The organism is Neptuniibacter marinus, assembly GCF_965223595.1.
In the GTDB taxonomy this organism is placed as follows: domain Bacteria; phylum Pseudomonadota; class Gammaproteobacteria; order Pseudomonadales; family Balneatricaceae; genus Neptuniibacter; species Neptuniibacter marinus.
In genome coordinates, this window is record NZ_OZ245004.1 from 2,045,802 (window position 1) to 2,070,776 (window position 24,975).

16 protein-coding genes are annotated in these 24,975 nt (G+C 43.7%); 12 read left to right on the forward strand and 4 right to left on the reverse strand.

The window, feature by feature from the left end; translation table 11 throughout:
- Window positions 1–35 precede the first annotated feature (35 nt).
- Window positions 36–2,264 carry an NADP-dependent isocitrate dehydrogenase gene (locus tag ACOQOE_RS09595; protein WP_067865438.1) on the reverse strand — a complete coding sequence of 743 codons (2,229 nt, stop codon included), beginning with the start codon at window positions 2,262–2,264 and terminating at the stop codon, window positions 36–38.
- Between the two features lie 404 nt (window positions 2,265–2,668).
- Here ACOQOE_RS09595 and ACOQOE_RS09600 point away from each other — a divergent pair, with 404 nt between their 5' ends.
- Both ACOQOE_RS09600 and ACOQOE_RS09605 read left to right on the forward strand, forming a co-directional pair.
- Entirely contained in the window at window positions 2,669–2,839 is a 171-nt protein-coding gene (locus ACOQOE_RS09600) for an oxidoreductase-like domain-containing protein (RefSeq protein ID WP_075107927.1), read from the forward strand.
- A gap of 6 nt (window positions 2,840–2,845) precedes the next feature.
- Complete coding sequence (locus ACOQOE_RS09605; protein ID WP_197468029.1) at window positions 2,846–3,004, forward strand: hypothetical protein; 159 nt, start codon at window positions 2,846–2,848, stop codon at window positions 3,002–3,004.
- Between the two features lie 55 nt (window positions 3,005–3,059).
- On the opposite strand, the gene ACOQOE_RS09610 is transcribed toward ACOQOE_RS09605, so the two are convergent.
- The gene (locus ACOQOE_RS09610; protein WP_197468028.1) at window positions 3,060–3,455 is read right to left on the reverse strand and encodes a Fur family transcriptional regulator; all 396 of its coding nucleotides are present in this window, start codon (window positions 3,453–3,455) and stop codon (window positions 3,060–3,062) included.
- A 196-nt stretch (window positions 3,456–3,651) separates the two neighbouring features.
- Between ACOQOE_RS09610 and zigA the strand changes: the two genes are divergently transcribed.
- From zigA to ACOQOE_RS09630, 4 genes are all read left to right on the forward strand, one after another.
- Entirely contained in the window at window positions 3,652–4,827 is a 1,176-nt protein-coding gene (gene zigA / locus ACOQOE_RS09615) for a zinc metallochaperone GTPase ZigA (protein WP_420553860.1), read from the forward strand.
- A 172-nt stretch (window positions 4,828–4,999) separates the two neighbouring features.
- Window positions 5,000–5,560, forward strand: a complete 561-nt coding sequence (locus ACOQOE_RS09620) for a carbonate dehydratase (RefSeq protein ID WP_067865432.1) — start codon at window positions 5,000–5,002, stop codon at window positions 5,558–5,560.
- 31 nt (window positions 5,561–5,591) lie between these two features.
- Window positions 5,592–7,556, forward strand: a complete 1,965-nt coding sequence (thrS, locus tag ACOQOE_RS09625; protein ID WP_420555471.1) for a threonine--tRNA ligase — start codon at window positions 5,592–5,594, stop codon at window positions 7,554–7,556.
- A complete protein-coding gene (locus tag ACOQOE_RS09630; RefSeq protein ID WP_420553861.1) occupies window positions 7,553–8,923 on the forward strand; it encodes a dihydroorotase in 1,371 nt (456 codons plus the stop codon). The genes thrS and ACOQOE_RS09630 overlap by 4 nt, the downstream gene beginning before the upstream one ends.
- 82 nt (window positions 8,924–9,005) lie before the next feature.
- Here the strand turns inward: ACOQOE_RS09630 and rne are convergent, their stop codons facing one another.
- The gene (gene rne / locus ACOQOE_RS09635) at window positions 9,006–11,861 is read right to left on the reverse strand and encodes a ribonuclease E (RefSeq protein ID WP_420553862.1); all 2,856 of its coding nucleotides are present in this window, start codon (window positions 11,859–11,861) and stop codon (window positions 9,006–9,008) included.
- 516 nt (window positions 11,862–12,377) lie between these two features.
- Here rne and rluC point away from each other — a divergent pair.
- From rluC to cysB, 3 genes are all read left to right on the forward strand, one after another.
- Window positions 12,378–13,343, forward strand: coding sequence for a 23S rRNA pseudouridine(955/2504/2580) synthase RluC (gene rluC, locus ACOQOE_RS09640; protein ID WP_067865422.1), 966 nt, complete (start codon window positions 12,378–12,380; stop codon window positions 13,341–13,343).
- Between the two features lie 16 nt (window positions 13,344–13,359).
- The gene (locus tag ACOQOE_RS09645; protein ID WP_420553863.1) at window positions 13,360–14,460 is read left to right on the forward strand and encodes a DNA-binding protein; all 1,101 of its coding nucleotides are present in this window, start codon (window positions 13,360–13,362) and stop codon (window positions 14,458–14,460) included.
- A 111-nt stretch (window positions 14,461–14,571) separates the two neighbouring features.
- The gene (cysB, locus tag ACOQOE_RS09650) at window positions 14,572–15,546 is read left to right on the forward strand and encodes an HTH-type transcriptional regulator CysB (RefSeq protein ID WP_067865416.1); all 975 of its coding nucleotides are present in this window, start codon (window positions 14,572–14,574) and stop codon (window positions 15,544–15,546) included.
- 181 nt (window positions 15,547–15,727) lie between these two features.
- On the opposite strand, the gene acnA is transcribed toward cysB, so the two are convergent.
- Window positions 15,728–18,445, reverse strand: coding sequence for an aconitate hydratase AcnA (gene acnA, locus ACOQOE_RS09655; protein WP_420553864.1), 2,718 nt, complete (start codon window positions 18,443–18,445; stop codon window positions 15,728–15,730).
- A gap of 923 nt (window positions 18,446–19,368) precedes the next feature.
- On the opposite strand from acnA, the gene ACOQOE_RS09660 reads away from it, so the two are divergent.
- The 3 genes from ACOQOE_RS09660 (at window position 19,369) to ACOQOE_RS09670 (ending at window position 24,966) form a co-directional block, all read left to right on the forward strand.
- Window positions 19,369–22,161, forward strand: a complete 2,793-nt coding sequence (locus ACOQOE_RS09660; protein WP_420553865.1) for a bifunctional aconitate hydratase 2/2-methylisocitrate dehydratase — start codon at window positions 19,369–19,371, stop codon at window positions 22,159–22,161.
- A 683-nt stretch (window positions 22,162–22,844) separates the two neighbouring features.
- The gene (locus ACOQOE_RS09665; RefSeq protein ID WP_067865407.1) at window positions 22,845–23,309 is read left to right on the forward strand and encodes a hypothetical protein; all 465 of its coding nucleotides are present in this window, start codon (window positions 22,845–22,847) and stop codon (window positions 23,307–23,309) included.
- Between the two features lie 22 nt (window positions 23,310–23,331).
- Complete coding sequence (locus ACOQOE_RS09670) at window positions 23,332–24,966, forward strand: hypothetical protein (protein WP_067865405.1); 1,635 nt, start codon at window positions 23,332–23,334, stop codon at window positions 24,964–24,966.
- Window positions 24,967–24,975: the final 9 nt, after the last annotated feature.

Genomic DNA, 24,975 nt, shown 5'->3' on the forward strand with positions numbered 1-24,975 from the left:
GGACTTAAGCCGAGCTTTTTAGATTTACTTCTTCGTTATTTAGTTGCTAACGCTAATGCTTTATTCAATGTCTCACTAGGGCGCATTACCTTTTTCACAGCTTCACGGTCCGCATGGTAGTAACCATCTAGAGGCGCTGGAGAGCCTTGGCAAGCAGCTAGTTCGGCAATGATTTTATCTTCATTGTCAGAGAGTGTCTTAGCAAGATCTTTGAATTGTGCAGCAAGCTCAGGATCTTCAGTCTGATTAGCGACCTCTTGAGCCCAGTACAAGCCTAGGTAAAAGTGGCTACCGCGGTTATCTAGCTCACCAGTTTTACGTGAAGGAGATTTGTTCTCTTCAAGTAGTTTACCTGTGGCGGCATCTAGTGTTTTAGACAAGATCGTTGCACGCTGATTATTGTTTTTCATCCCCATATCTTCAAGGGAAACGGCAAGTGCTAGGAATTCACCTAGGGAATCCCAGCGAAGGTGGTTTTCCTCTTGTACTTGCTGTACGTGTTTAGGAGCTGAGCCGCCAGCGCCTGTTTCGTACATACCACCGCCTTTCAGCATAGGTACAATAGACAGCATCTTAGCGGATGTGCCTAGTTCCATAATTGGGAATAGGTCAGTTAGGTAATCACGTAGTACGTTACCTGTAACAGAAATGGTATCTTTACCGCGAATTAATCGATCCATTGTAAAACGGATTGCTTGGCTGTAAGACTTGATAGAGATATCTAAGCCTTCAGTGTCATAATCTTTGAGATATTCTTTAACTTTTTTAGTTAATTCAAGATCATGTGCGCGTTCTTGGTCTAGCCAGAAAATAGCAGGAGTATTTGATAGGCGAGCACGGTTTACAGCGAGTTTAACCCAGTCACGTACAGGCTCATCTTTAGTTTGGCAAGCACGCCAAATATCACCTTTTTCAACATCGTGCTGCATTAGAACTGTACCATCGGCGCTTACTACACGCATAACGCCTGTTTCAGTTTCGAATGTTTTATCGTGCGAGCCATACTCTTCTGCTTTTTTCGCCATTAAACCAACGTTTGGAACTGAACCCATTGTTGTAGGATCAAAGGCGCCATTAGTTTTACAGAAGTTGATCATATCTTGGTAGATACGTGCGTAAGTACTTTCAGGCATAACCGCTTTAGTATCTTTTGGCTTGCCATCAGGGCCCCACATTTTACCGCCATTACGAATCATTGCAGGCATTGAAGCATCTACAATTACGTCGGAAGGTACGTGAAGGTTAGTGATCCCTTTGACCGAGTCTACCATCGCCATTTCTGGACGATGTGCCAAACACTGATGGATATCTTCTTCAATAATTTCGCGCTGTGAGCGAGGTAGAGAAGCGATTTTATCGTAAACGCTGCTAATACCATTGTTTGGGTTAACGCCAAGCTCTTTGAATAGTTCGCCATGCTTGTCAAAAACTTCTTTGTAGAAAACAGTAACGGCGTGGCCGAATACGATAGGGTGGGATACCTTCATCATTGTTGCTTTAACGTGAAGTGACCACATAACGCCAGTTTCTTTAGCGTCATTCATCGTTTCTTCAAAGAATTCGCGAAGGGCTTTGCAGCTCATTCGCATGCCATCAAGGATTTCACCTTTTTCTAGGCTCAGCTCTTTTTTAAGTTCAACCTTGCCCGCTGGATCAACAAACTCAATACGCACATCGCCAGCGTCTTGCATGGTAATCGAATGTTCGCTTGAGAAGAAATCACCGTCTGTCATGTAATCGGCGTGTGTGCGAGATGCTTTGCTCCATTTGCCCATAGAGTGTGGGAATTTGCGAGCAAATGCTTTTACTGCACCTGGGGCACGACGGTCAGAGTTACCTTCACGGAGTACTGGGTTTACAGCACTACCTAGAATTTTAGAGTAGCGAGCAAGAATCTCTTTCTCTTCATCAGTTTGCGGATCTTCAGGGAAGTTAGGAATGTCATAGCCCTGTGCTTGTAGCTCGGCAATGCATGCTTTTAACTGTGGGATAGATGCACTGATATTTGGTAGTTTTATGATATTCGCATCTGGGTCTTGTGTTAATGCGCCTAAGAACTTAAGGCCATCTTCTTCGCGCTGTTCCTCTGTAAGCTTTTCGGGGAAGGTCGAGAGAACACGGCTTGCTAGAGAGATGTCTGTAATTTTAACATCGATGCCAGCAGTAGAAGTAAATGTACGAACAATAGGTAGAAGCGAGCATGTAGCTAATGATGGTGCTTCGTCGGTTAGAGTGTAATAGATGGTTTGGTTCGTTGTAGTCATTGTATTCCCCAAAGATTTTATGGCAATGCAGCCAAGGGTTTGAACAAAGGCGGCTTGTGGCTACCTTTCTCCACTATTTCAAACCCGATGGTTGTAATTTAGTAACAGAATTATACTGAATTAAGTGCAATAGTCATACGTCTGGCCTATGTACTTATGGCTAATGTTGTTGTGTTTTTACAACTTTTTTTTCTATATTCATGCTGCAGCGCAGCATAAATCCGTTTGTAGTTTTATAAATAGGGCTGATTATTTATTTAATCGAATAACTATTGCCAATTAATGACAGTTATCGGTTAAGACTTTAGTTAAGATTTAGTTTTGGAAAAATAGGGGGCTAGGTTTTGTACGAGAGGAAAGGCGTTTATATTTAATTTAATTGGAGATAGGGCTAGAATAAAACAATGGATAAAGAGGATGACATGGCTGAATTAATGGAGAAACCTACGCCTCCCGCAGCTTGTGAATGTTGTGAAAACGCTTGTTCGCCTTGTGTATGGGATACCTATTTTGAGGCTTTAGCAGTTTGGAATGCTCAGCAGGCTTTAATAAAAAAAGAAAATGACAGTGAGTGATTAGTCATGGGTGATGTTGTAGATATGCGTTCTTCTAGGGAGAAGGCAAAACATAAAAAGAAAGAAGAGAAGTTCGCCTTATTGCAAAAGCGATTTGAAAAGGCGTTACCTGCTGATGAGCAGGATCCCAAGCAGAAATTATTGGATTTATTTAAGAAAAAATAATTTTTATTAACGACCGTTTTTTATCGCCTACTAATGTTTCAACTGATTCATGCAGTTAAGACTCTTTCGATTTTTGTGCACTACATTCTTTACATTCGCCGTATAAAATAAGTTCATGATCTTCAACTGTGAACCCTTCAGGCATGAACTTCTCAAACCCCCCAGGACATAAATTTACCTCAAATACCTGTTCACAATATCGACATTGAAAATGATGATGGTGGATATGATTTTTTATCTCATACCTTGGATTTTGGCCGGGGAGTATAACGCTAGTAATAATGTTGTTTGCCTGAAGCCCTTTTAAATTTCGATAGACTGTTGCTAACGACATTGTAGGTACAATAGCGGAGGCTAAACTCAAAACCTCTTGGGCAAGTAGAGGGCGTTTTGCTTCTGTCAGTACTGTACGAATAGCCTCATACTGACGGGTTTTACGTTCTATCGTCATTTTTTCCTCAACATCTAGCTACTAATAATATTAATGGATTTAAACAGAGTGTGATTCTGACTGCACGAATAAATTCTTGTCAATTCTTTAATGATAATGCATTATCATTAGCAGCAAGAAAGGTGAGGAATAATAAGAGATGAGTTCTTAAAGTAGTCAAGCAAAGCGTCTTCCCGTTACGGTTATTTCCGGTTTTTTGGGGGCAGGAAAAACAACCCTGTTAAATCATATTCTTAATAATCGAGAGGGGCGACGTGTCGCTGTTATTGTTAATGATATGTCGGAGGTCAATATTGATGCCGCGCTTGTTAGGGAAGGGGGTGCAGAACTTTCTCGCACTGAAGAAAAGCTTGTAGAGATGAGCAATGGATGTATCTGCTGCACATTAAGAGAGGATCTGTTAGATGAAGTCAGCCGTTTAGCTAAGGAAGCTAGGTTTGATCATCTCGTGATTGAGTCTACTGGTATATCAGAACCTTTACCGGTTGCAGAGACATTTACCTTTGAAGATGAGGGAGGGCAGAGCCTTAATAGTGTAGCGCAGTTGGATACTATGGTGACTGTAGTCGATGCATTTAATTTTTTGCGTGATTACAGCTCACAAGACAGTTTACAGATGCGCGGTGAGTCCCTAGGTGATGAAGATCAGCGAACGGTAGTTGATCTATTGATCGAGCAGGTAGAGTTTTGTGATGTGATCGTGCTCAATAAAACTGATCTAATTTCAGCTGACGAGCGGGAGCAACTTGATGCCATTCTTCGTAGTTTGAATACGCGGGCTCGTATTGTGGTTGCTGAATATGGAAAAGTCTCGCTTGAGCATGTTTTAGGAACGGGGCTGTTTGATTTTGAGCAAGCTTCATTAGCGCGTGGCTGGCTGAAAGAGATGCGTGGTGAACATGTACCGGAAACTGAAGAGTACGGTATTAGCTCTTTTTTATATCAGGGAAGACGGCCCTTTCATCCTTTAAGGTTTAAAAAATGGGTGGAGAGTGAGTGGCAGGGAGTCGTGCGTTCTAAAGGCTATTTTTGGTTGGCTTCTAATCCGACGATGGCGGGCAGTTGGTCTCAAGCTGGGGCTGTTGCTCATCATGGTCCTGCGGGACATTGGTGGGTATCTGTACCAATTGAAAAGTGGCCAGATGATCCTCAAAGCGTTGTCTTTATACGTCAGAAATGGGATGCAGATGTAGGTGATGCTCGCCAAGAGATCGTGTTAATCGGCATGGATATGGATAAGGATGCGCTTTGTGCGGGGTTTGATGAATGCCTACTCACAGATGAAGAGATGGCATGTGGTCCTGGTATTTGGTCCACTTGGGAAAACCCTTTTATTAGTTGGCCGCAAGGTGAACAAAATACTTATTCCTAAGCACCTCCTTAAAATAGGGATTAGTTTATTAATTTTAGGTCATTTTAGTGGGTCGCTTTGATATGCGGCCTACTATTTCTATGACGTTTATTTTATTTCCTCTCTTTTTATATGGCGATAACAGCATCGTTGTTTCGTCATACTTAATTCGAACACTTTCCAGAGAAAAAATATGATTCGAAAAAAACCCCGCGGCGATGTGCCCCAGATTCATCCAGATGCTTTCATTGATCCCACAGCTATTATCTGTGGCTTAGTTATCGTTGAAGAAAACGTTTTTATTGGTCCTTATGCGGTTATTCGAGCTGATGAGGTTGATGCTGATAATCATATAGAACCGATCATAATCGGTGCGCATTCTAATATCCAAGATGGGGTAGTGATTCACTCTAAATCAGGGGCGAAAGTATCGATAGGGCAACGAACCTCTATTGCTCATCGAGCCATTGTTCATGGCCCCTGCACAGTGGGTAGTGGTGTGTTTATTGGTTTTAACAGCGTGCTATTTAACTGTACCGTCGAAACCGGATGTGTGGTTCGACACAACGCAGTGGTGGACGGTTGTCATCTTCCTGCTGGTTTCTATGTTCGCTCTACTGAACGAATAGGCTCAGAAACCGATCTTGCTTCTTTGCCGCAGGTTTCAGTAGCAGCGAGTGAATTTTCCGAAGATGTAGCACGGACCAATAATGAGTTGGTCATGGGTTATAAGCGAATTCAGAACGAGTTTTAATATATGCAGTCCGTTAATATCACACTGCCCGATGGGGGCAAGCAAATGTTTTGACAAGCCTGTTACCTCTTTGGATGTAGCCCTGTCGATTAGCAAAGGCCTTGCTGAGAATGTCATAGCGGCCAAGGTCAATAATAGGCTGGTGGATCTAAGTGATCTCATTGAGCGGGATGCAAGGGTACAGCTTATTACGGTACGAGATGATGAGGGGGTAGAAATTATTCGCCACTCCTGTGCACATCTAATAGGTCATGCGGTTAAGCAGCTTTACCCTTCAGCCCAAATGGTTATTGGGCCTGTGATTGATGATGGCTTTTACTATGATATAGCGTTTGAACGGCCTTTTACGCATGAAGACCTCAATGCCATTGAGCAACGTATGCAGGCATTAATCGCTAAACAGTATACGGTTGTTAAACGTGTATTACCTCGCGATGAAGTTATACAGAATTTTACCAAACGACAGGAAGCCTACAAGCTGCGTCTTATAGAGGATATGCCGGATGAGCATTCTTTTGGCCTCTATTTTCATGAAGAATATATAGATATGTGTCGTGGGCCGCATGTGCCTAATACACGCTTTTTAAAACACTTTAAGTTGACTAAGTTGTCAGGTGCTTATTGGCGTGGTGATGCTAACAACGAGCAGCTCCAGCGTATCTATGGTACGGCATGGGCCAATAAAAAAGCACTCTCTGCATATTTGCATCGTATCGAAGAAGCAGAAAAGCGTGACCATCGTAAATTGGGTCGTGAGTTGGATCTATTCCACTTTCAAGAAGAGGCGCCGGGGTCTGTGTTTTGGCACGCTAAAGGGTGGACGCTCTTTCAGCAGCTTATTGATTATATGCGTTACTGTCAGCAGCAAGCTGGTTACGTTGAGGTGAGTTCACCGGATGTGATGGATAGAGGTTTGTGGGAGCAGTCGGGCCATTGGCAGAACTATCGTGATCATATGTACACAACAGAAACTCAAGATGGAAAAGTACTCGCGCTTAAACCGATGAACTGCCCTGGTAGTATTCTGATGTATCGACACGGGTTTAAAAGCTATCGTGACCTACCAATCAGGATGGGAGAGTTTGGTAAAGTACATCGTTATGAACCTTCTGGTGCACTTCATGGTTTGTTGCGCGTTAGGCATTTTACACAGGATGATGCCCACATCTACTGCACACCTGAACAGGTTAAAGATGAGTGTCGATCTGTTGTGCGACTTGTGCTGGATATCTATAGTCATTTTGGTTTTAACGATGTGCGGATTAAATTGTCTACGCGTCCAGCAAACCGCATAGGCACAGATGAAACGTGGGACTTTCTTGAGGGGGCATTAACCCAGACCTTAGAAGCGATGGAACTTAGTTTTCAGGTAAACCAAGGGGAAGGAGCATTTTATGGTCCAAAACTAGAGTTTGTTCTCCGAGATGCTATTGGCCGCGATTGGCAGTGCGGTACCTTACAAGTGGATATGAATCTCCCCGAACGCTTTGCACTGGAATATGTTGATGAGGAGGGGCAACGTAAATCTCCTATCCTGCTGCACCGAGCTTTATTTGGTTCTTTAGAGCGTTTTACCGGTATTTTGTTAGAGCACCATGAAGGTAAATTACCTCATTGGTTGGCACCGATTCAGGTCGTAATTCTGTCGATTACTGATGCGCATGTAGGTTATGCACAAACCGTTGGACAGTGGTTATCCCTTGAAGGGGTGCGTACTGAAGTGGATAGCCGGAAAGAAAAAATAGGCTACAAAATACGAGAGAGGACGCTACAACGAGTCCCTTTCATGTTTATTGTTGGAGCGAAAGAGCGTGATACTTGTTCCGTTTCTATACGAAGCCGTGATGGCGAAGATCTAGGTACTTTCTCGTTTGCCGATGCGTTAAATTTTTTGCGCAGTGAATGTGCGCCGCCCTATAAAATATCGCAAGAGCAATTATTAACGTCACTGCAAGAAACGCTGCGAATTGACTCAGCTGATAAGGCATTGATATGAAAAAAATTACTGGGGAATTAGAACAATTTAATAGTCAGCATGCTGATCTATTGATTTTGGGCGGCACGGTTATCACGCCTAATGGTACTGAACATATAGATATAGCAAGTTCCGGCGGGATTATTGTTGCTTTAGGTGATTTAAAGGGGAGGTGGCAGGCCGACCAAGTGATAAATGCACAAGGTTTACATGTGTTGCCGGGTGTGATTGATAGTCAGGTGCATTTCCGTGAACCCGGACTCTCCCATAAAGAAGATATTGAGAGTGGCTCTCGTGGGGCTGTTTTGGGAGGCGTTACCGGTTTTTTTGAGATGCCAAATACTGATCCATTGACACTTTGGGATACTGATCTTCAGGAAAAGCTGGATGCTGCGGAAGCTAAAGCATGGTGCGATTACGCATTTTATATAGGTGGTTCCGCTGTTAATGCAAAGCAGTTAGATAGGCTAGAAAATCTGCCTGGATGTGCGGGTGTTAAAGTGTTTATGGGTAGCTCTTTTGGTGACCTACTAGCTGATGATGACGCGGTGTTACGTAACATATTGTCTCATGGCCATCGGCGTATGGCGGTTCACGCGGAAGATGAGGCCTTGTTAAAAGAACGTAAACAGATCGTGGAAGAAAGTGGCGATGTATGTCAGCACCACGAGTGGCGTAATGTGGAAAGCGCTTTTAAAGCGACTCAGCGTATCGTTGCTTTGGCGGCAGAAAGCGGGCGGCGATTACATGTTCTCCATGTATCAACTGCCGATGAAATGCGATTTCTAGCGCAGCATAAGCGTCGTGTTACAGTGGAAGTGACCCCGCATCACCTATCTATGTTTGCGCCTGATTGTTATGAAACGCTTGGGAGTTTGGCGCAAATGAATCCTCCTGTACGCGAATTAGAGCATCAAGAGGCATTATGGGAAGGTATTAAAAATGGCACAGTGGATGTTATTGGAAGTGATCATGCCCCTCATACATTAGAAGAGAAACTCAGGCCTTATCCTCAATCTCCAAGTGGGATGACAGGGGTGCAAACGTTATTACCTTTAATGTTAAATCATCTGCATGAAGGTCGATTAACACTTCAGCGATTAGTAGATTTAACCAGTGCTGGTCCTGCACATATTTTTGGTATTGAGGGGAAGGGACGTATAGCTTTAGGGTTTGATGCAGATCTAACCTTAGTGGATCTTAACGCTCAACGTATTATTGATAATGAGTGGATTGCGAGCCGCAGTGGTTGGACGCCTTATCATGGCAAAAAGATTACGGGTTGGCCTATTCATACTGTGGTTAGGGGATTAGTCGTCGTCAAAGATGAGATCTTGGTTGGGGAGCCGCAAGGGAAGGCGATGGCGTTTCTTGAGGTGGTAGATTAAACCGATAGTGAAAACGAAGTAATTCTACAGATAAAAAAGCGGGGCTTAAAAGCCCCGCTTTTTATTTGTGCTTTAAGCGGTTTTAGCTATCAGCATTACTTTCTTGGCGCTTACGTAGTTCGCGAGGGTCGTTAGGTGCACGGCGTGTTCTGCGTTTACGAACAGGAGGCGCTTCTTTGCTAGGCGCTTCAGTCGTTTCGCTAACGTCACTTGGCGTTTCGGTTGCTTCGCTAGGTGCTTCAGCGGTTTCGCTAACTTTACTTGATGCTTCAGTTGCTTCGCTAGGAGCTTCAGCAGTTTCGCTAACTTTACTTGGTGCTTCAGCGGTTTCGTTAACTTCGCTTGACGCTTCAGTTGCTTCGCTAGGAGCTTCAGCAGTTTCGCTAACTTTACTTGGTGCTTCAGCGGTTTCGTTAACTTCGCTTGACGCTTCAGTTACTTTGCTAGGTGCTTCAGCGGTTTCGTTAACTTCACTTGGCGCTTCAGTTACTTCGCTAGGTGCTTCAGCGGTTTCGTTAACTTCACTTGGCGCTTCGGTTACTTTGCTAGGTGCTTCGGTTACTTTGCTAGGTGCTTCAGCAGTTTCGTTAACTTCACTTGGCGCTTCGGTTACTTCGCTAGGTGCTTCAGCAGTTTTGTTAACTTCACTCGGTGTTTCTACTGTTGAGTTAAGTGATGTATTAGCTGTTTCCGTTGCCACCGATGCTTCAGTTACTTCAACAGGTGTTGTTTCTACTGTCTTCGGTGTTGTGTCTTCCGCTGTAGAAACCGTTGTTTCTTGTTGAACTGGATTAGAACGGTTTGCTGTACGTTCAGAAGGACGACGACGACGACCCCTACGGCGAGGGTTGCGAGGAAGTTCTTCATTATCAGAAGATGATGAGCTATTTGTATTAAGCTCTTCATTGTTGCGATTTTCAGTACGGTCTTGTTCCGATTTGCGTTTACGGCGTCTACGTTTAGGCTTTTCATCTGATGTAGATGCCGTTGGTAAAGGCTCATCGGGCTCCGGTTTTACTGTGATGATCTCATCATTCTGCTTTTTCGTGCCTCGAGACTTGCGATCATTATCACGGCGACGACGTTTGTTGCGGCTATTTTCACTACGGTCGTTGCGATCCTTGTTGTTGCGTTTGCTTTTTGGCTTGCTGCTTTCCTGTTTTTTAACAGGTGCTTCTTGCTTAGGCTGTTCGCTTGAGCCGAAGATCTCTTTAATAAACCCTATTAAGCGTTCCACAATACCTGTCTGAACCGGTGCTTTTTCAGCCTTGTTCGCGGGCTTTGCAGCTGGTTTATTTGAGCTTGCAGGAGTTGCTTCTGGTGCTGGAGTTGAGGGTGCGACGCTACGAACGGCAGCCTGTTCGCGAGCAACAACCGTTTGAGCGGTTGCTGATGCTTCGATAGGATCTTCGTTTGTGGGTTCTGGTTGCATTGTGTAGCTTGCATCGTTTGTCGTAGCTACAGTGTTGTCATCACGTAAGCGAACAACTTCATAATGCGGTGTTTCCATATTTGGATTTGGCACAATGACGACGCGAACACTTTGGCGTATTTCAATGTCATGAACCGCGTGGCGTTTCTCGTTCAGCAAGTAGGTTGCTACAGTGACAGGTAAGATAGCTCTAATTTGTGCAGTTCTATCTTTTCCAGACTCTTCTTCGATCAAACGCAGAATAGATAAGGCAAGGGACTCAGTATCGCGAATCGTGCCTTGTCCGCTACAGCGAGGACAAACAACACCACGTGTTTCGGCTAGAGATGGACGTAAACGCTGACGAGACATTTCGAGTAGACCGAAACGAGAGATGCGACCCATCTGTACGCGTGCTCTATCTAATTTAAGGGCATCGCGTAAACGGTTTTCCACTTCTCGTTGGTTTTTGATCGGTGTCATATCGATAAAGTCGATTACCACTAATCCACCAATATCTCGAAGGCGAAGTTGACGTGCAATTTCGTCTGCTGCTTCAAGATTGGTTTGTACTGCTGTTTCTTCAATATCACCGCCACGAGTTGCTCGTGCAGAGTTAATGTCGATTGAAACGAGTGCTTCGGTTGGGTCGATAACGATCGAGCCGCCTGAAGGTAAGGTTACTTCCCGCTGAAATGCGGTTTCAATTTGCGCTTCAATCTGGAAGCGGTTGAATAGAGGAGTTTGATCGTCATAAAGACGAATCTTACTCTCATAAGTAGGCATCACCTGTTTTACGAAGTTACGTGCATCTTCAAAAACTTGAGGGTCATCAATCAGTACTTCACCAATATCTGATCGTAGGTAATCACGTACTGCACGTATAACGACGTTACTTTCTTGATAGATCAAGAAGGGTGCAGGTTTCTCATCTGATGCTTGAGTGATCGCTGTCCAAAGAGTTTTTAAGTATTCAAAATCCCATTGAAGTTCTTCGCTGCTACGACCAACACCTGCTGTGCGAACAATGATACCCATCTGTTTAGGTACATTAACACCGGCAAGGGCTTCTTTAAGTTGGGTGCGCTCATCTCCTTCGATACGTCGGGAGATACCGCCAGCTCGAGGGTTATTTGGCATTAAAACTAAATAACGGCCGGCAAGGCTGATAAAGGTAGTAAGTGCAGCACCTTTGTTGCCACGCTCCTCCTTATCAACCTGAACAATAACCTCAGTGCCTTCTTTTAATACTTCTTTAATGCTTGGACGAGAACCGCGGCTTGGTGGCTGCGTGAAGTATTCTTTAGATATCTCTTTTAGTGGTAGGAAGCCGTGACGTTCCGAGCCGTAGTCAACAAATGCTGCTTCAAGGCTGGGTTCAATACGAGTGATTTTTCCTTTGTATATGTTGGCTTTTTTCTGTTCACGTGATCCAGATTCAATATCTAGATCATACAGGCGCTGTCCATCAACCAGCGCTACGCGCAACTCTTCAGGTTGAGTTGCGTTAATAAGCATTCTTTTCATAGCGTTCTCTTATAGAACGCTTCTCACGCAGCAGGGAGGTTCTGGAATCTCCAGAAGCCTGTCTTTTGGACGATTATATACATCAAAAATCCTAAGGGTATTTAAACCACTTCTGATTCAATAAGAGTTTCAGCTGCTCAAACAATATAATTGGAGCGGGAGTCGCATCTTACATTTAATGTGTTTTACGTTACTTCGCAAACGGCAAAGTAACTGTCCTCGGTAGAGGAAACATCAGCCTCATGTTCTTCTTTCTAATTGTTGCTGCTGTAAAAGCAGGTTCCTGGCTAATGCGCATCTCTACCTCCAACCGGTTTTTCCGACTGGGTGAAAAGCTATTCTTAATTTATATTCATGATAGTTGCCGCTTTTTTCAGCAGAATTTGTTTTTTTCCGCGATTTTCGGGTCTGTATTACAGCAATTGAAAAAAGATAAAGCCAACAGACCACGGCAGGGCTAGAATATAGCAGTTATCCACTACAGCATCAATTCGCTAATCGGTTTTCATTATAAATATGTCTCAAGAAAATAGTTCGCCAACCAATCAAGTACGCTTCGTTGAAATTACAGAAGGGAATGCAGGCCAAAGGGTCGATAATTTCTTGATCACTGCCTTAAAAGGTGCGCCGAAAAGTCTAATTTATCGGATTGTGCGTAAAGGCGAGGTGAGAGTTAATAAAAAACGAGTGAAACCAGAATATAAATTACAACTTAATGATTTGGTGCGTATCCCGCCCGTTCGCTTAGCGGATAAGCAAGCACCCGCAAAAATTGGTAATAAGCTGATAGATCAGCTTGAAGCCGCTGTCCTTTATGAGGATGATGATCTGATCGTCGTAAACAAACCATCTGGGATTGCAGTACACGGCGGTAGTGGTATTAGTTTAGGGCTGATTGAGAGTTTTCGGCAGATGCGACCTCAGGCTAAGTTTTTGGAATTAGTCCATCGATTGGATCGTGATACATCAGGTTGTATTCTTTTAGCTAAGAAGCGAAGCGCATTAAAGTTAATGCATGAATCTTTGCAGAAAAGTCGTATTACTAAGATCTATCATGCCATGGTGATGGGCTCATGGAGTGAAAGAAAAAGAAGAGTAGATGCGCCGCTGAGGAAAAATGAGCTTAAATCGGGAGAACGCGTAGTTAAAGTCTCTGCTGATGGTAAGGCATCATTGACTGAGTTTAAGGTGCTTGAGCGATTTGGTCGTCAGGCAACCTTGATTGAGGCGCGACCCATTACAGGTAGAACGCATCAGATTCGTGTTCATTGTCAGTTTTCAGGCCACCCCATTGTAGGTGATCAGAAGTATAATACGGATGAAATGAATGAGGTAATGCGTACTCATGGCTTTGATCGTTTATTCCTCCATGCTGCAGAATTGCGGTTCCCTCTACCTTCGGGTGGTCGTAAAGTAATAAAGGCTCCGCTTGAAATAAAGCTTCAAAAAGCGGTGAATAGTTTTAAGAGCAAGAATAGTTAATGGATTTTATTTTTATATGAGTGATTTGGCTTTAAAAGAGAGAATATATTCAACTGCAGATCGTTTGTTATTGGCTGGGTTTCAGCCGACAGCAATGCTTATATCTGAATCTTTAGGTTGCGATGAAGCAACAGTAGAAACTGATTTGCATGAGTGGTGGGCTTTAGTACCTGAACGTATTGTTTTGAATGTAGCTGATGTTAGCATTCCTGAGATTCCTGAATCGCTAACACAGTCATTTTCTAAACTTTGGCAGCAAGCGGTACAGGAGGCGAATGGTTTACTTAGTGTTGATAAGCATAGTCATGATGTTGGGCTTGAGGTGGCTCGTCGAGAAGCAGATGAGTCACTTAAAGAGTCGCGTGGCCGTTTAAGTGATATAGAGGAGAGGTTGAGAGCGGAAATAAATAAAAAAGAAGATGCAGATACTCAAATTAAAGGGCTTGAAGCTGAAATTGAAGTGCTGAAAGCTAACCTGACGGCGGAGACGTCACAGAAGAAGCAGGAAGAGCAAAACCGTTTAAATATTGAGCAGGAACTTAATCATTTACGAAAAACCTATGATGATAGTAAACGTACGTTTGATTTGCGTATAAAAGAGGAACAGCGACACACTCTCGAGGCGGTGAGTAAAGCAGACGCTGATGTGCGATATTATCGAGGCGCTCTTGAAAAGCTCAGAGATGAAGTGGGTAAAAAAGAATCAGCGCTGACTAAAAATATCCATGACTTACAAACTGAATTAGCTAGAAAAGATGTTAAAAATGACACACAGAAAACCCAGATAAAAAGTCTAGAAACTGAGCTTAAACAGATTAAGCAGGATACCTCTGGACAGACAAGAGAATTATCAAAAATCAATTCGTCACTACTTGCTGAATCTAATAAAAACAAAAGATTAGAAGATAAAGTTAAGGTTATGGATGAAGAAGTTAGGCGGGCAAGACAGAAGCAAGTTAGCTTGGCTTCTGAGCACTCTAGGCGCGAAGCAAGTTTGCGTTCACAGTTCAAAGATAAAGAAGATGAACTTGTACGGTCGTTGGCTAAAATCAATAGTCTTGAAAAGAAAATTATTGCTCAGGATGAGGAAATCAGGCGACTGAATGCGCGAGGATAGTTCTTATCGCTCTTGCTTTCTGATCTATTGAATTTATTCTAAACTGTTATAATAACGTTAAATTTCTTATGACACAGACATAAGCTGTGTTGTTGTTTTTGGGAGTGCTTAATGAAATTGCAGCAGCTGCGGTACATCTGGGAAGTTGCCCGTCATGACTTAAATGTCTCGGCGACAGCTCAGATTTTATATACCTCCCAGCCTGGTATTAGTAAGCAGATTCGTCTTCTTGAGGATGAATTGGGTGTTGAAGTATTTGCGCGCAGCGGTAAGCATTTGACTCGAGTTACCCCTGCGGGGCAGGCTATTTTATCTGTTGCGGGAGAGATTCTGCAGAAAGTTGAAAGTATTAAGCAGGTTGCGCAAGAGTTTAGTGATGAGCGTAAAGGTAGTTTGGATGTAGCGACTACACATACCCAAGCTCGCTATGCTTTACCTCCAACTATTACCAGTTTTATGAAAGAGTATCCTGATGTGTCTTTGCATATGCATCAAGGTACACCGATGCAGATTTCTGAAATGGCTGCGGATGGTACTGTAGATTTTGCTATAGCTACGGAAGCGATGTCGCATTTCAGTGATCTTGTTATGATGCCTTGTTATCGCTGGAATCGTTCTGTTGTTGTGCCTAAAGACCATCCGCTTACGCAGATTTCTAAGCTAACTTTAGCTGATTTAGCTGAACATCCTATAGTGACTTACGTGTTTGGCTTTACGGGACGCTCTAAATTGGATGAGGCATTTGTAAATGAAGGCTTAGATCCTAAAGTGGTGTTCACCGCGGTTGATTCGGACGTGATTAAAACTTATGTCCGGCTAGGTCTAGGTGTAGGTATTGTTGCGACAATGTCGTTTGATGAGAAGCAGGATAGTGATCTTGTGCGTTTGGATGCCAGTCACTTGTTTGAGCCAAGTATCACCAAAATTGGTTTTAGGAAAGGAACCTTCTTGAGAGGTTATATGTATGAGTTTATTCAGCGCTTCGCACCACATTTAACGCCGGACGTTATTCATAGGGTGTTAGAGTGCAGTAATCGAAATGAGATTGATGAGTTATTTGCGCATCAGGTCCTTCCTGATCTTTAACGTTGCGTTAATATCTACCGAAGGCTTGTTTGTTTAAACAGGCCTTTTTTGTGTCTGAGTTTTATCGCAATTAGTATCTGCATAGGAATAGCAGTAGAGGCGCGGAGTCCGTCTCTGGCTGTTTTTGAAAAAGGGCAACCATATCCGAACTGAACTCAGATATCGTTGCCCAATTATGTTGTTAAGAGTTCGAGGCGATAATATCGCGTAACACCATCGGTAAGATGCCTTTATGACGTATTTGATCCAGTTCTGATGAGGTGTCGACGCGCGACAGCAGTTCTATTTTTTGAGATGTCCCATCCGTTCTGTGAATAGTTAGCTCCACAGATCCCCTTGGTTTAAGTGTATTTATACCATTTAAATCAAAGGTTTCTGATCCATCCAAGTTGAGAGAAGCGCGTGTGACTCCTTGTGGTAATTGCAGGGGTAAAACACCCATCCCCACTAAATTAGATTTGTGAATACGTTCAAAGCTTTCAGCGATAATAGCCTTTACACCCAGCAAGGCAGGCCCTTTAGCAGCCCAATCCCGTGAGGATCCTGTGCCATAAAGTTTGCCGCCAAACACTAGGCTAGGCGTGTTTTCTTCACGGTAACGGGCGGCGGCATCGTAAATAGACATTTGAGTGGGTTTACCTTCAGGCGGGTGATAACGGGTTACCGCGCCAGTGGTGCCGGGTAGCATCAGGTTTCTGGCTTTGCCATTGCCGAAAATACTGCGCAGCATCACATGATGGTTGCCTCGGCGTGCCCCAAGCGATGTCAGGTCGTTCTCTGTCACGCCTTTTGATATTAGGTACTCACCAGGAGGGGAGTCTGGACGTATACGGCTGACCGGTGATATATGGTCGGTGGTTGTATTATCATCACACATCACCAGCATGCGTGCTCCTGAGATATTGTTTAGTGCGTCTTTAGGTGTTTCCAGTGAGAAGCCATCGAAGAAAGAGATTTCTTGTATATAGGTTGAGTCTGGATCCCAGTCATAAACAGGACCGGTAGGAGAGGTTAAGTTTTGCCAAGTATCAGGCCCATCGAGTGAATTCTCATAGGTTTCTCTAAAGGCTTTCGGATCCATGCATTCGTGCATGGTCTGAGTGATTTCTGCATTGCTCGGCCAGATATCTTTAAGGAAAACATTGTTTCCTTCTGCATCCTGACCAATGGGCTGAGTGTTCACATCAATATTCACATTGCCCGCAATGGCCATGGCAACCACTAGAGGAGGGGACATAAGGAAGTTAGTATCAACATCCGGATGTACGCGGCCTTCAAAGTTCCGGTTACCGGATAAAACAGACGCGGCGATAATATCGTGGTTTTGTAATGCGGCTTCAATGCTTGGCGCTAGAGGGCCAGAATTACCCACACAGGTTGTGCACCCGTAACCGGCAGTATTAAAGCCCAGTGCATCCAAATGTTGTTGTAGTCCTGCCTTCGTTAAAAAGTCGGTTGCAACCGGAGATCCCGGTGCCAGCGATGTTTTAACGCCGTTAGGTACTTGCATCCCAAGGTCATTGGCTTTTTTGGCAAGCAAGCCAGCTGCAATCAATAAGCTTGGGTTGGATGTATTGGTGCAGGACGTAATCGCTGCTATTAGGATATCGCCGTCTTTTAACTCTCTTTCAGGAAGGGGGGCGAAAATGCCTGTTTCATCTGCTTTCATTGGTGTCACGTTAATCACTTCAGGCGTACGATCGCCTTCAGTTGCCGCTTTTTTGAAAACGTTGCCAAGTTCAGTCAGTGGTAGTCTGTCTTGAGGTCTTTTAGGGCCAGCCACCGAAGGTTCAACAGTGGATAGATCTAACTGCAGAAGATCAGTGTAGCGAGGCAAGGATTGTCCCGGCGTCCACGTCATATTTTGTGCTTTATAAAAAGCAAGTGGTAGATCGCCATCTCTACCCGTTGCTCTTAGATACTCGGCAGAGATTTCGTCAAATGGAAAAAAGCCCATGGTTGCGCCATATTCTGGCGACATGTTGGCGATGGTGGCACGGTCAGGCAGGGAAAGGTTTGCACACCCTTCACCGATATATTCAACAAACTTTCCAACAACTCCTGCTGGATATTTTCTCAACATCTCAGTGATCGTCAGTACCAAATCTGTTGCAGTGACGCCTTCCCTTAATGCGCCAGTAAGCTCAACACCCACTACTTCGGGTGCTAGCATCTGCATAGGTTGGCCAAGCATGGAAGCTCCGGCTTCAATGCCGCCAACGCCCCAGCCAACAATACCTAAGGCGTTAGCCATTGGTGTATGGCTATCCATACCAATGAGTGTATCCGGAACCATCAGCCCATTAATGTCGAGATAACCTTGTGCTAAATACTCTAGGTTGACCTGATGAACAATCCCGGTTTGTGGGGGGATTATTCTGATGGTATCAAATGCCTGTGCGCCCCATTTCAAAAATGCATAACGCTCTTTATTTCTGGTAGCTTCTAGTTCTCCATTGATTCTAAGGGATGCTGGGCTGCCTGTATTGTCCATTGTAACCGTATGATCGATAACCAGATCTGCACGAACTAAAGGTTCAATGATGGCTGGATCCATGCCCATGCGCTGAACAGCTGAGCGCATAGCTGCAAAATCCACAATGGCAGGGGTGCCACTCAGGTCGTGCATAAGAACGCGACCTGCAGTGAAAGGAATTTCGATCGGTTTTTTGCCTTGGTCTTCTGCCCAACTTCCAAGTGCCTGAACCTGCTCTGCGGTTATGCCGTTTTGGCCAACGTTTCGGGCGATACCTTCCAATATAGGGCGGAGAGAAAACGGAAGTTCATTAAGGTTTATGCCAAATAATTCAGCGGTATCTGGAAGACTATGGTAGCTGAGTGTTGTTCCGGGGAGTGTTTTAATGGAACAGGATGGATCAAAATTGATTGGGCTTGTCATATTGTATACCTCACGCAGATCGGATGTTGCTGGCTCTACAACTTTTCTTGCACGAGACTCCGGTCAGTGTCGAAGTTGCTCGGTTTTCTTGTCAGTTGTTTAGTTGGCCGTCAAACGAACCCTTGTTACCTGCAACATAAATTATTGCTTTATTTGGATTGTCGACAATGTTAGACGATGAGTTGCTTAAAACAAGTGTTGTAGGCATCTTTTTGGCATAATTACATACAATCTACGACTATTTGCTAGTAAATGTAGAGGTTTTAAAAAATTTCCACGTGGTGTTAGGCGTATTTATATACTGTTGTGTGACTGTGATGCTATTTACTAGAGCGAAAAAGGGTTAAGGGGTAAACCGGCATAGATAAGCTGTATTTGTCTCTGTCTCTGTCTCTGTCTCTGTCTCTGTCTCTGTCTCTGTCTCTGTCTCTGTCTCTGTCTCTGTCTCTGTCTCTGTCTCTGTCTCTGTCTCTGTCTCTAAATTAAAGCCGATAATAAAAAGGCTTGCATGGCTGGTGGGCGAAAACCTATCTATGTTTAAGTGATCGGCAGCGTTCAGTTAGATTGCTTCGAGTATGATTAATGGAGCTTAAGTATTAGGTATTAACTATAGATACGAGAGCTAGTTAATCGATTCTATAACAGATATTGGTTGACTCACCTTGGGCGATCCTAAAAATCAAACACGCTTTAAATGATTGTTGTTCTCAATAAGGGGGTGGGGCGGCAATATCTGTAAAAAAACATATGTACCTACAACCAATGTATACCATCTTTAACTATCTGATTTTACTTGTATTTATTTTATTTATATCGACTATAAGCTTTATTTAAATTGTTTTCATTGAGCTGTTTGTCGCTTTTTCCTTATAATATGTGACTGATTCATAATTAGAATTAATTGAGACGAGACGCTTTACGCTATGAGTTATTATTCTGACTACCTAGAAGAAATAGAGGTTCGCAAAAAGGACCTTGGCCTGAATCCCAAACCGATTGATAGTGCTGAGCTACTTTCTGAAATCATTGCCCAGATTAAAGACGTTGGTAATGAGCATCGCGAAGCATCTTTGAACTTCTTCATCTACAACACGCTACCGGGTACGACTCCAGCGGCTGTCGTTAAAGCGGCTTTCCTGAAAGATATTGCTCTGGGCACAGAAACAGTTGCAGAGATCTCTCCTGAATTTGCGCTTGAACAATTATCTCATATGAAAGGCGGTCCTTCTGTTGAAGTATTGCTGGATATCGCATTGTCTGACGATGCTCAGGCGGCAGCTGCGGGTGAAGTTCTGAAGTCTCAGGTATTCCTGTATGACGCAGACTACGCTCGTCTGGCTGATGCTTTCAAAGCGGGTAATGCCATCGCTAAAGAGCTCTTGGAAAGTTACTCAAAAGCTGAATTCTTCACCAAGCTGGATGATATCCCAGAGAAGATTGACGTTGTTACTTATATTGCCGCTGAAGGTGATATATCTACTGACCTTCTTTCTCCTGGTAATCAGTCTCACTCGCGTGCAGACCGTGAGCTACACGGCAAGTGCATGATCTCCCCAGAAGCTCAGCAAGAAATCGTTGAACTGGGTAAGAAGCACCCTAATGCTAAAGTGATGCTGATCGCTGAAAAGGGCACAATGGGCGTAGGTTCTTCCCGTATGTCCGGTGTAAACAACGTGGCACTGTGGGCAGGTGAGCCAACTTCTCCATACATTCCATACATCAACAACCGTCCGGTCGTTGCTGGTACTAACGGTATCGCACCTATCTTCCTTACGACTGTTGGTGTAACTGGCGGTATTGGTCTGGATTTAAAGAACTGGGTTAAGAAAACTGACGCAAACGGCGAGATTGTTCGTGACGCAAATGGTGACCCTGTACTGGAAGAAGCATACTCTGTCGCTACAGGTACTGTTCTGACGATCGATACTAAAGCTAAGAAACTGTACAACGGCGACAAAGAACTGGCCGACATAGCGGATGCTTTCACTCCTCAAAAAGTAGAATTCATGAAGGCTGGCGGTTCTTACGCGGTAACTTTCGGTAAGAAACTGCAAACGTTCGCAGCTGAAACTTTAGGTGTAGAAGCGCCTGCTGTTTACGCGCAATCTAAAGAGATCTCTATCGAAGACCAAGGCCTAACGGCTGTTGAGAAGATCTTTAACCGCAACGCAGTAGGTGTAGCGTCTTCTACTCCTTTACACGCAGGTTCTGATGTTCGCGTTAAAGTGAACATTGTTGGTTCTCAGGACACTACGGGTCCTATGACCTGTCAGGAACTTGAAGCGATGGCCGCTTCTACGATATCTACAAGTGTGGATGGTGCCTTCCAGTCTGGTTGTCACACTGCCTCTGTATGGGATAACAAAGCGAAGGCAAATACGCCTAAGCTGATGGCGTTCATGAACGCGTTCGGCGTAATCACAGCCCGTGATCCGAAAAACGTTTATCACTCCATGACTGACGTGATTCACAAAGTACTAAACGACATTACAGTTGACGACCGTGCAATTATCATCGGTGGTGACTCTCATACTCGTATGTCTAAAGGTGTAGCGTTCGGTGCTGACTCAGGTACTGTTGCAATCGCACTGGCAACGGGTGAATCGGCTATGCCAATCCCAGAGTCTGTGAAAGTTACCTTCAAAGGCAAGATGCAGCCTCATATGGACTTCCGTGACATCGTACATGCGACTCAAGCACAAATGCTGAAGAAGTTTGCTGGTGAAAACGTATTCCAGGGTCGTGTGATTGAAGTACAGATTGGTACGCTGCTAGCTGACCAAGCCTTCACTTTCACTGACTGGACTGCAGAAATGAAAGCAAAAGCTTCTATCTGTATTTCTACTGACGACACGCTAATCCAGTCTTTGGAGTTGGCTAAGTCTCGCATTCAGATCATGATCGACAAAGGCATGGATAACGAAGCGCGTATGTTGCAAGGTCTTATCGACCTGGCTGATAAACGTATCGCTGAAGTAAAATCTGGTGAAGCGCCTGCTCTGGCTCCAGATGACAATGCTAAGTACTATGCTGAGCTTGTAGTTGATCTAGACGTAATCGAAGAGCCGATGATTGCTGACCCAGACGTCAACAATGATGATGTTTCTAAGCGTTACACTCATGATGTGATTCGTCCTGCTTCATACTACGATGGCCGTAAGGTTGATCTGGGCTTCGTTGGTTCTTGTATGGTTCACAAAGGCGATATGCAGATCATCGCTGCAATGTTGCGTAACCTAGAGAAGAAAGGTCCTGTTACCTTTAAAGCACCATTGGTTGTTGCGCCACCGACTTACAACATCGTTGACGAACTGAAAGCTGAAGGTGATTGGGAGCTGCTGGAGAAATTCGCTGGTTTCGAATTCTCTGACGCAAATCCAAAAGAAGCAGCACGTACCAAGTATGAAAACATTCTGTATCTGGAGCGTCCTGGATGTAACCTATGTATGGGTAACCAGGAAAAAGCAGAACCGGGTGATACTGTATTGGCTACTTCTACGCGTCTTTTCCAAGGTCGTGTTGTAGAAGATACTGCAGAGAAGAAAGGTGAGTCTCTACTGGGGTCTACCCCAATGGTTGTACTATCTTGTGTTCTAGGTCGTTTCCCGACGTTGGAAGAGTACAAAGAAGCGGTTGAGGGTATTGATTTGACTACCTTTACGCCACCGACTAATGACTTGAGTGTCGCGCATACTATCCCAGCTGCACGTATCTAATTATTGATAACGTGCTAACAGAAAAGCCCTGATCCTTCAGGGCTTTTTTATTTCTGTAGGTAAGCTTTACGTCCTGATTCAATTCGATTAACGTCCTATTAGCCGAACTTATCGCTTAATATCGAGTAATCCCCATTTTATTTGCCTGCGTTCCTAACAGCGCTTTTTACAGTCTTAATATTGATATTTCGGCAAACAGTAATTTAACTGAAGTTGGAGGGTAACGTTGATGTGCGCGCTTTTAGGTGTGCACTTTTCTGCATATTCAAGGTCATCTAAGAGTAGCTTAAGGTCCTTATCTTTATAGTTATGTGCCGTAATCGTCATAGGTATTCTGATGCTGTCCCGTAGAAGAATGCTAGGAAATATATTGATGTTTAGCAGGTTAAATTCCGTTTATTTTCAGTGTGAATTGTAAGACCGTCGATAACTTTCAGGCTAATGCTTTAGGATGAAGTCAAAGGGATACTATTAGTTAGATGAACGTAAGTGGTTTGAATTGTATGATATTTATCTGAAATAAGGTAATAGATGTCAATTTAGTCTAAATTAGAATTTAATTTGCTTAATATATGCGATTTATGGCCAATAGATTTGTAATCTGACGTTTGTCAGGATATAAACAAACAGTTGTTTACATCTTTCTCATCGTTAGAACGATAATTATAGGATAGGAGGGAGCCTTGAATTCTCCAATTTGGGATGCGTTAGCTGATTGGGAACTAAATTCGGACTTTGATAGCCCAAATACAGGCCGTATCCAAGCTGCATTTGATGCACAGCATCCTAGGTACCTCATTTATAAGGGGCATCAAGGAAAACGGATCTTGTACCATTTCACCCGTATGGTTGCTGCTGAGCCGGATAAGCTTCGTCTTCATACTAAGCGAATTTATCTGTCTATTGCCTGTTATGATAGTGAAGCTCTTGAGGGTGCGTTTGCTGACTTTTTATTAGTGCTTGGTAAAAAGGGAGCAACATTACGTAAAAGGCTTTTTGAGCAAGCTAAGTCAGTTATGACACCAGAAGTTCAAAAGGTCATAAAGCGTGCTATCGAAGAAGATAATCTGGAAGGTTTGTCTAAGCTTTCTACAAAGCATTCAGTATTGATCAATGGACGCTTTCAGCCTGCTAGTTTACATGGATGAAATGAAGGGTAGCTGAATTTAAATGAGTATAAGAAGAAGCAATCAGTTAGAAAATGTACGGAAGGTTGCGTTGGTTGGTTTTATTGGACCCAGTCAGGCAATGCTTGAATATTGTTTTTCTTCTGTTGTCGATTGTGAACTAGTGAACGCAAGTAGTGCGGCTATCATTATTGTCAATGGTGATCAAGCGAGTAAAGATGCTGATGTGCAGCAGCAGATCAATGAAAAATTTGCCGATACTTATAAAATCGTCATCAGCATTAGAGATCTAAGCTGGGATGGATTTGTTCTTCTTAAAAAACCACATAATTCTGATGATTTACTCAATATCGTAAGAGCATTTGATCTTGAATCAGAGAGTGCTGGCTCTATGAGTGGTGACAGTAAACCATCCGAGCAGCAAGTACGTCCCAGAGATGTAGATTTTTATCGTGGTGGTGAATATTCCAAAAAACGAAAAAGTGAAGCACTTAAACAGAAGCTGATGCGTGGTAATTTAGTTGTCAGCGCTTCAGACCGTTTAGTTCACCAGCTTGAAGAAGAGATTAAAGCACAGGAAGCAGAGTTAAGAGCCAAATTAGAGGCTGAGAAGCTTGAACAGACAAAAGTGCTTTTGGCGAAAAAGAAGGCGCTAAAGCTTAAAGAACTCAAACTTGAAAAGCTAAAACAAGAGCGTTTAGAGCAGGCACGTATAGAGCAAGAGCGTTTAGAGCAGGAACGTATAGAGCAAGAGCGTTTAGAGCAGGAACGTTTAAAGCAAGAGCGTTTAGAGCAGGAACGACTTGAACAAAAACGTGCAGAACAAGAACGTCTAAAAGCAGAGCGTATCGAGAGTAAACGCTTGGAAAAGGAGCGTATAGAGAAAGCACGGTTGACGCAGGAGCGTATTAATAAAGCTCGTTTGGAAAAGTTGCGCATAGAAAAAGCCCGCAAAGATAAAGAAAAGTTAAAAGAAACTCAATCCAACGAAGCGGCTGATAAGACCGAGCTTCAAGTCGATGATTTGGATATAGAAGCGCTAGATGCGGATAGACAGCGATTTGCCAAGCATGAGCTTACCCCCGAAGAGGTTGTTCAGCGTTGCGGTAATTCCGGTGATGTAGATCTTAGTAAAAGAGAAGAGAGGCGACGTATATTCTTTAGTGCCGAAGACTCTCTGCTCGCAAAAATTATAGAGGCTGTCGCTCTAGCAAAGAAAATGGAGCAATCTGTCGAAATCACTGGACTGCCAGGAGAGATGTACTACTTTCCCGAGGAACAGGTTTTTTATTCTACATTTACTGACGATTTTTTAAATCAGCTTGCTTTAACCCGTTTTGGTTATCAGGAACTTGATATAAAAGCGCAAAGTGAGTTTGAGTTAGAAGGTAAAAGCAAGCATCTCGCAGAAGATGCACAAACGTTGATCTGGAAGGTGGCTATCTGGACAGCGCGAGGACGGTTATTTAATGGGATGGATCCCGAAAAGAATATGCAATTATCTACACAGCCTGATTTTGTTCGCTTTCTGCCATTGCCAAGTGGTGAAGAGATCAGTGAAGTATGGGCTGGACATAGTTTGTCTGCGTTAGATGTTGTAAGGATATTAGATGTTCCTCAGCGTGTTGTATTTTCATTCATGTCAGGGGCATATTCACTTGGATGGTTTCAGGAATGAAACAGAGTT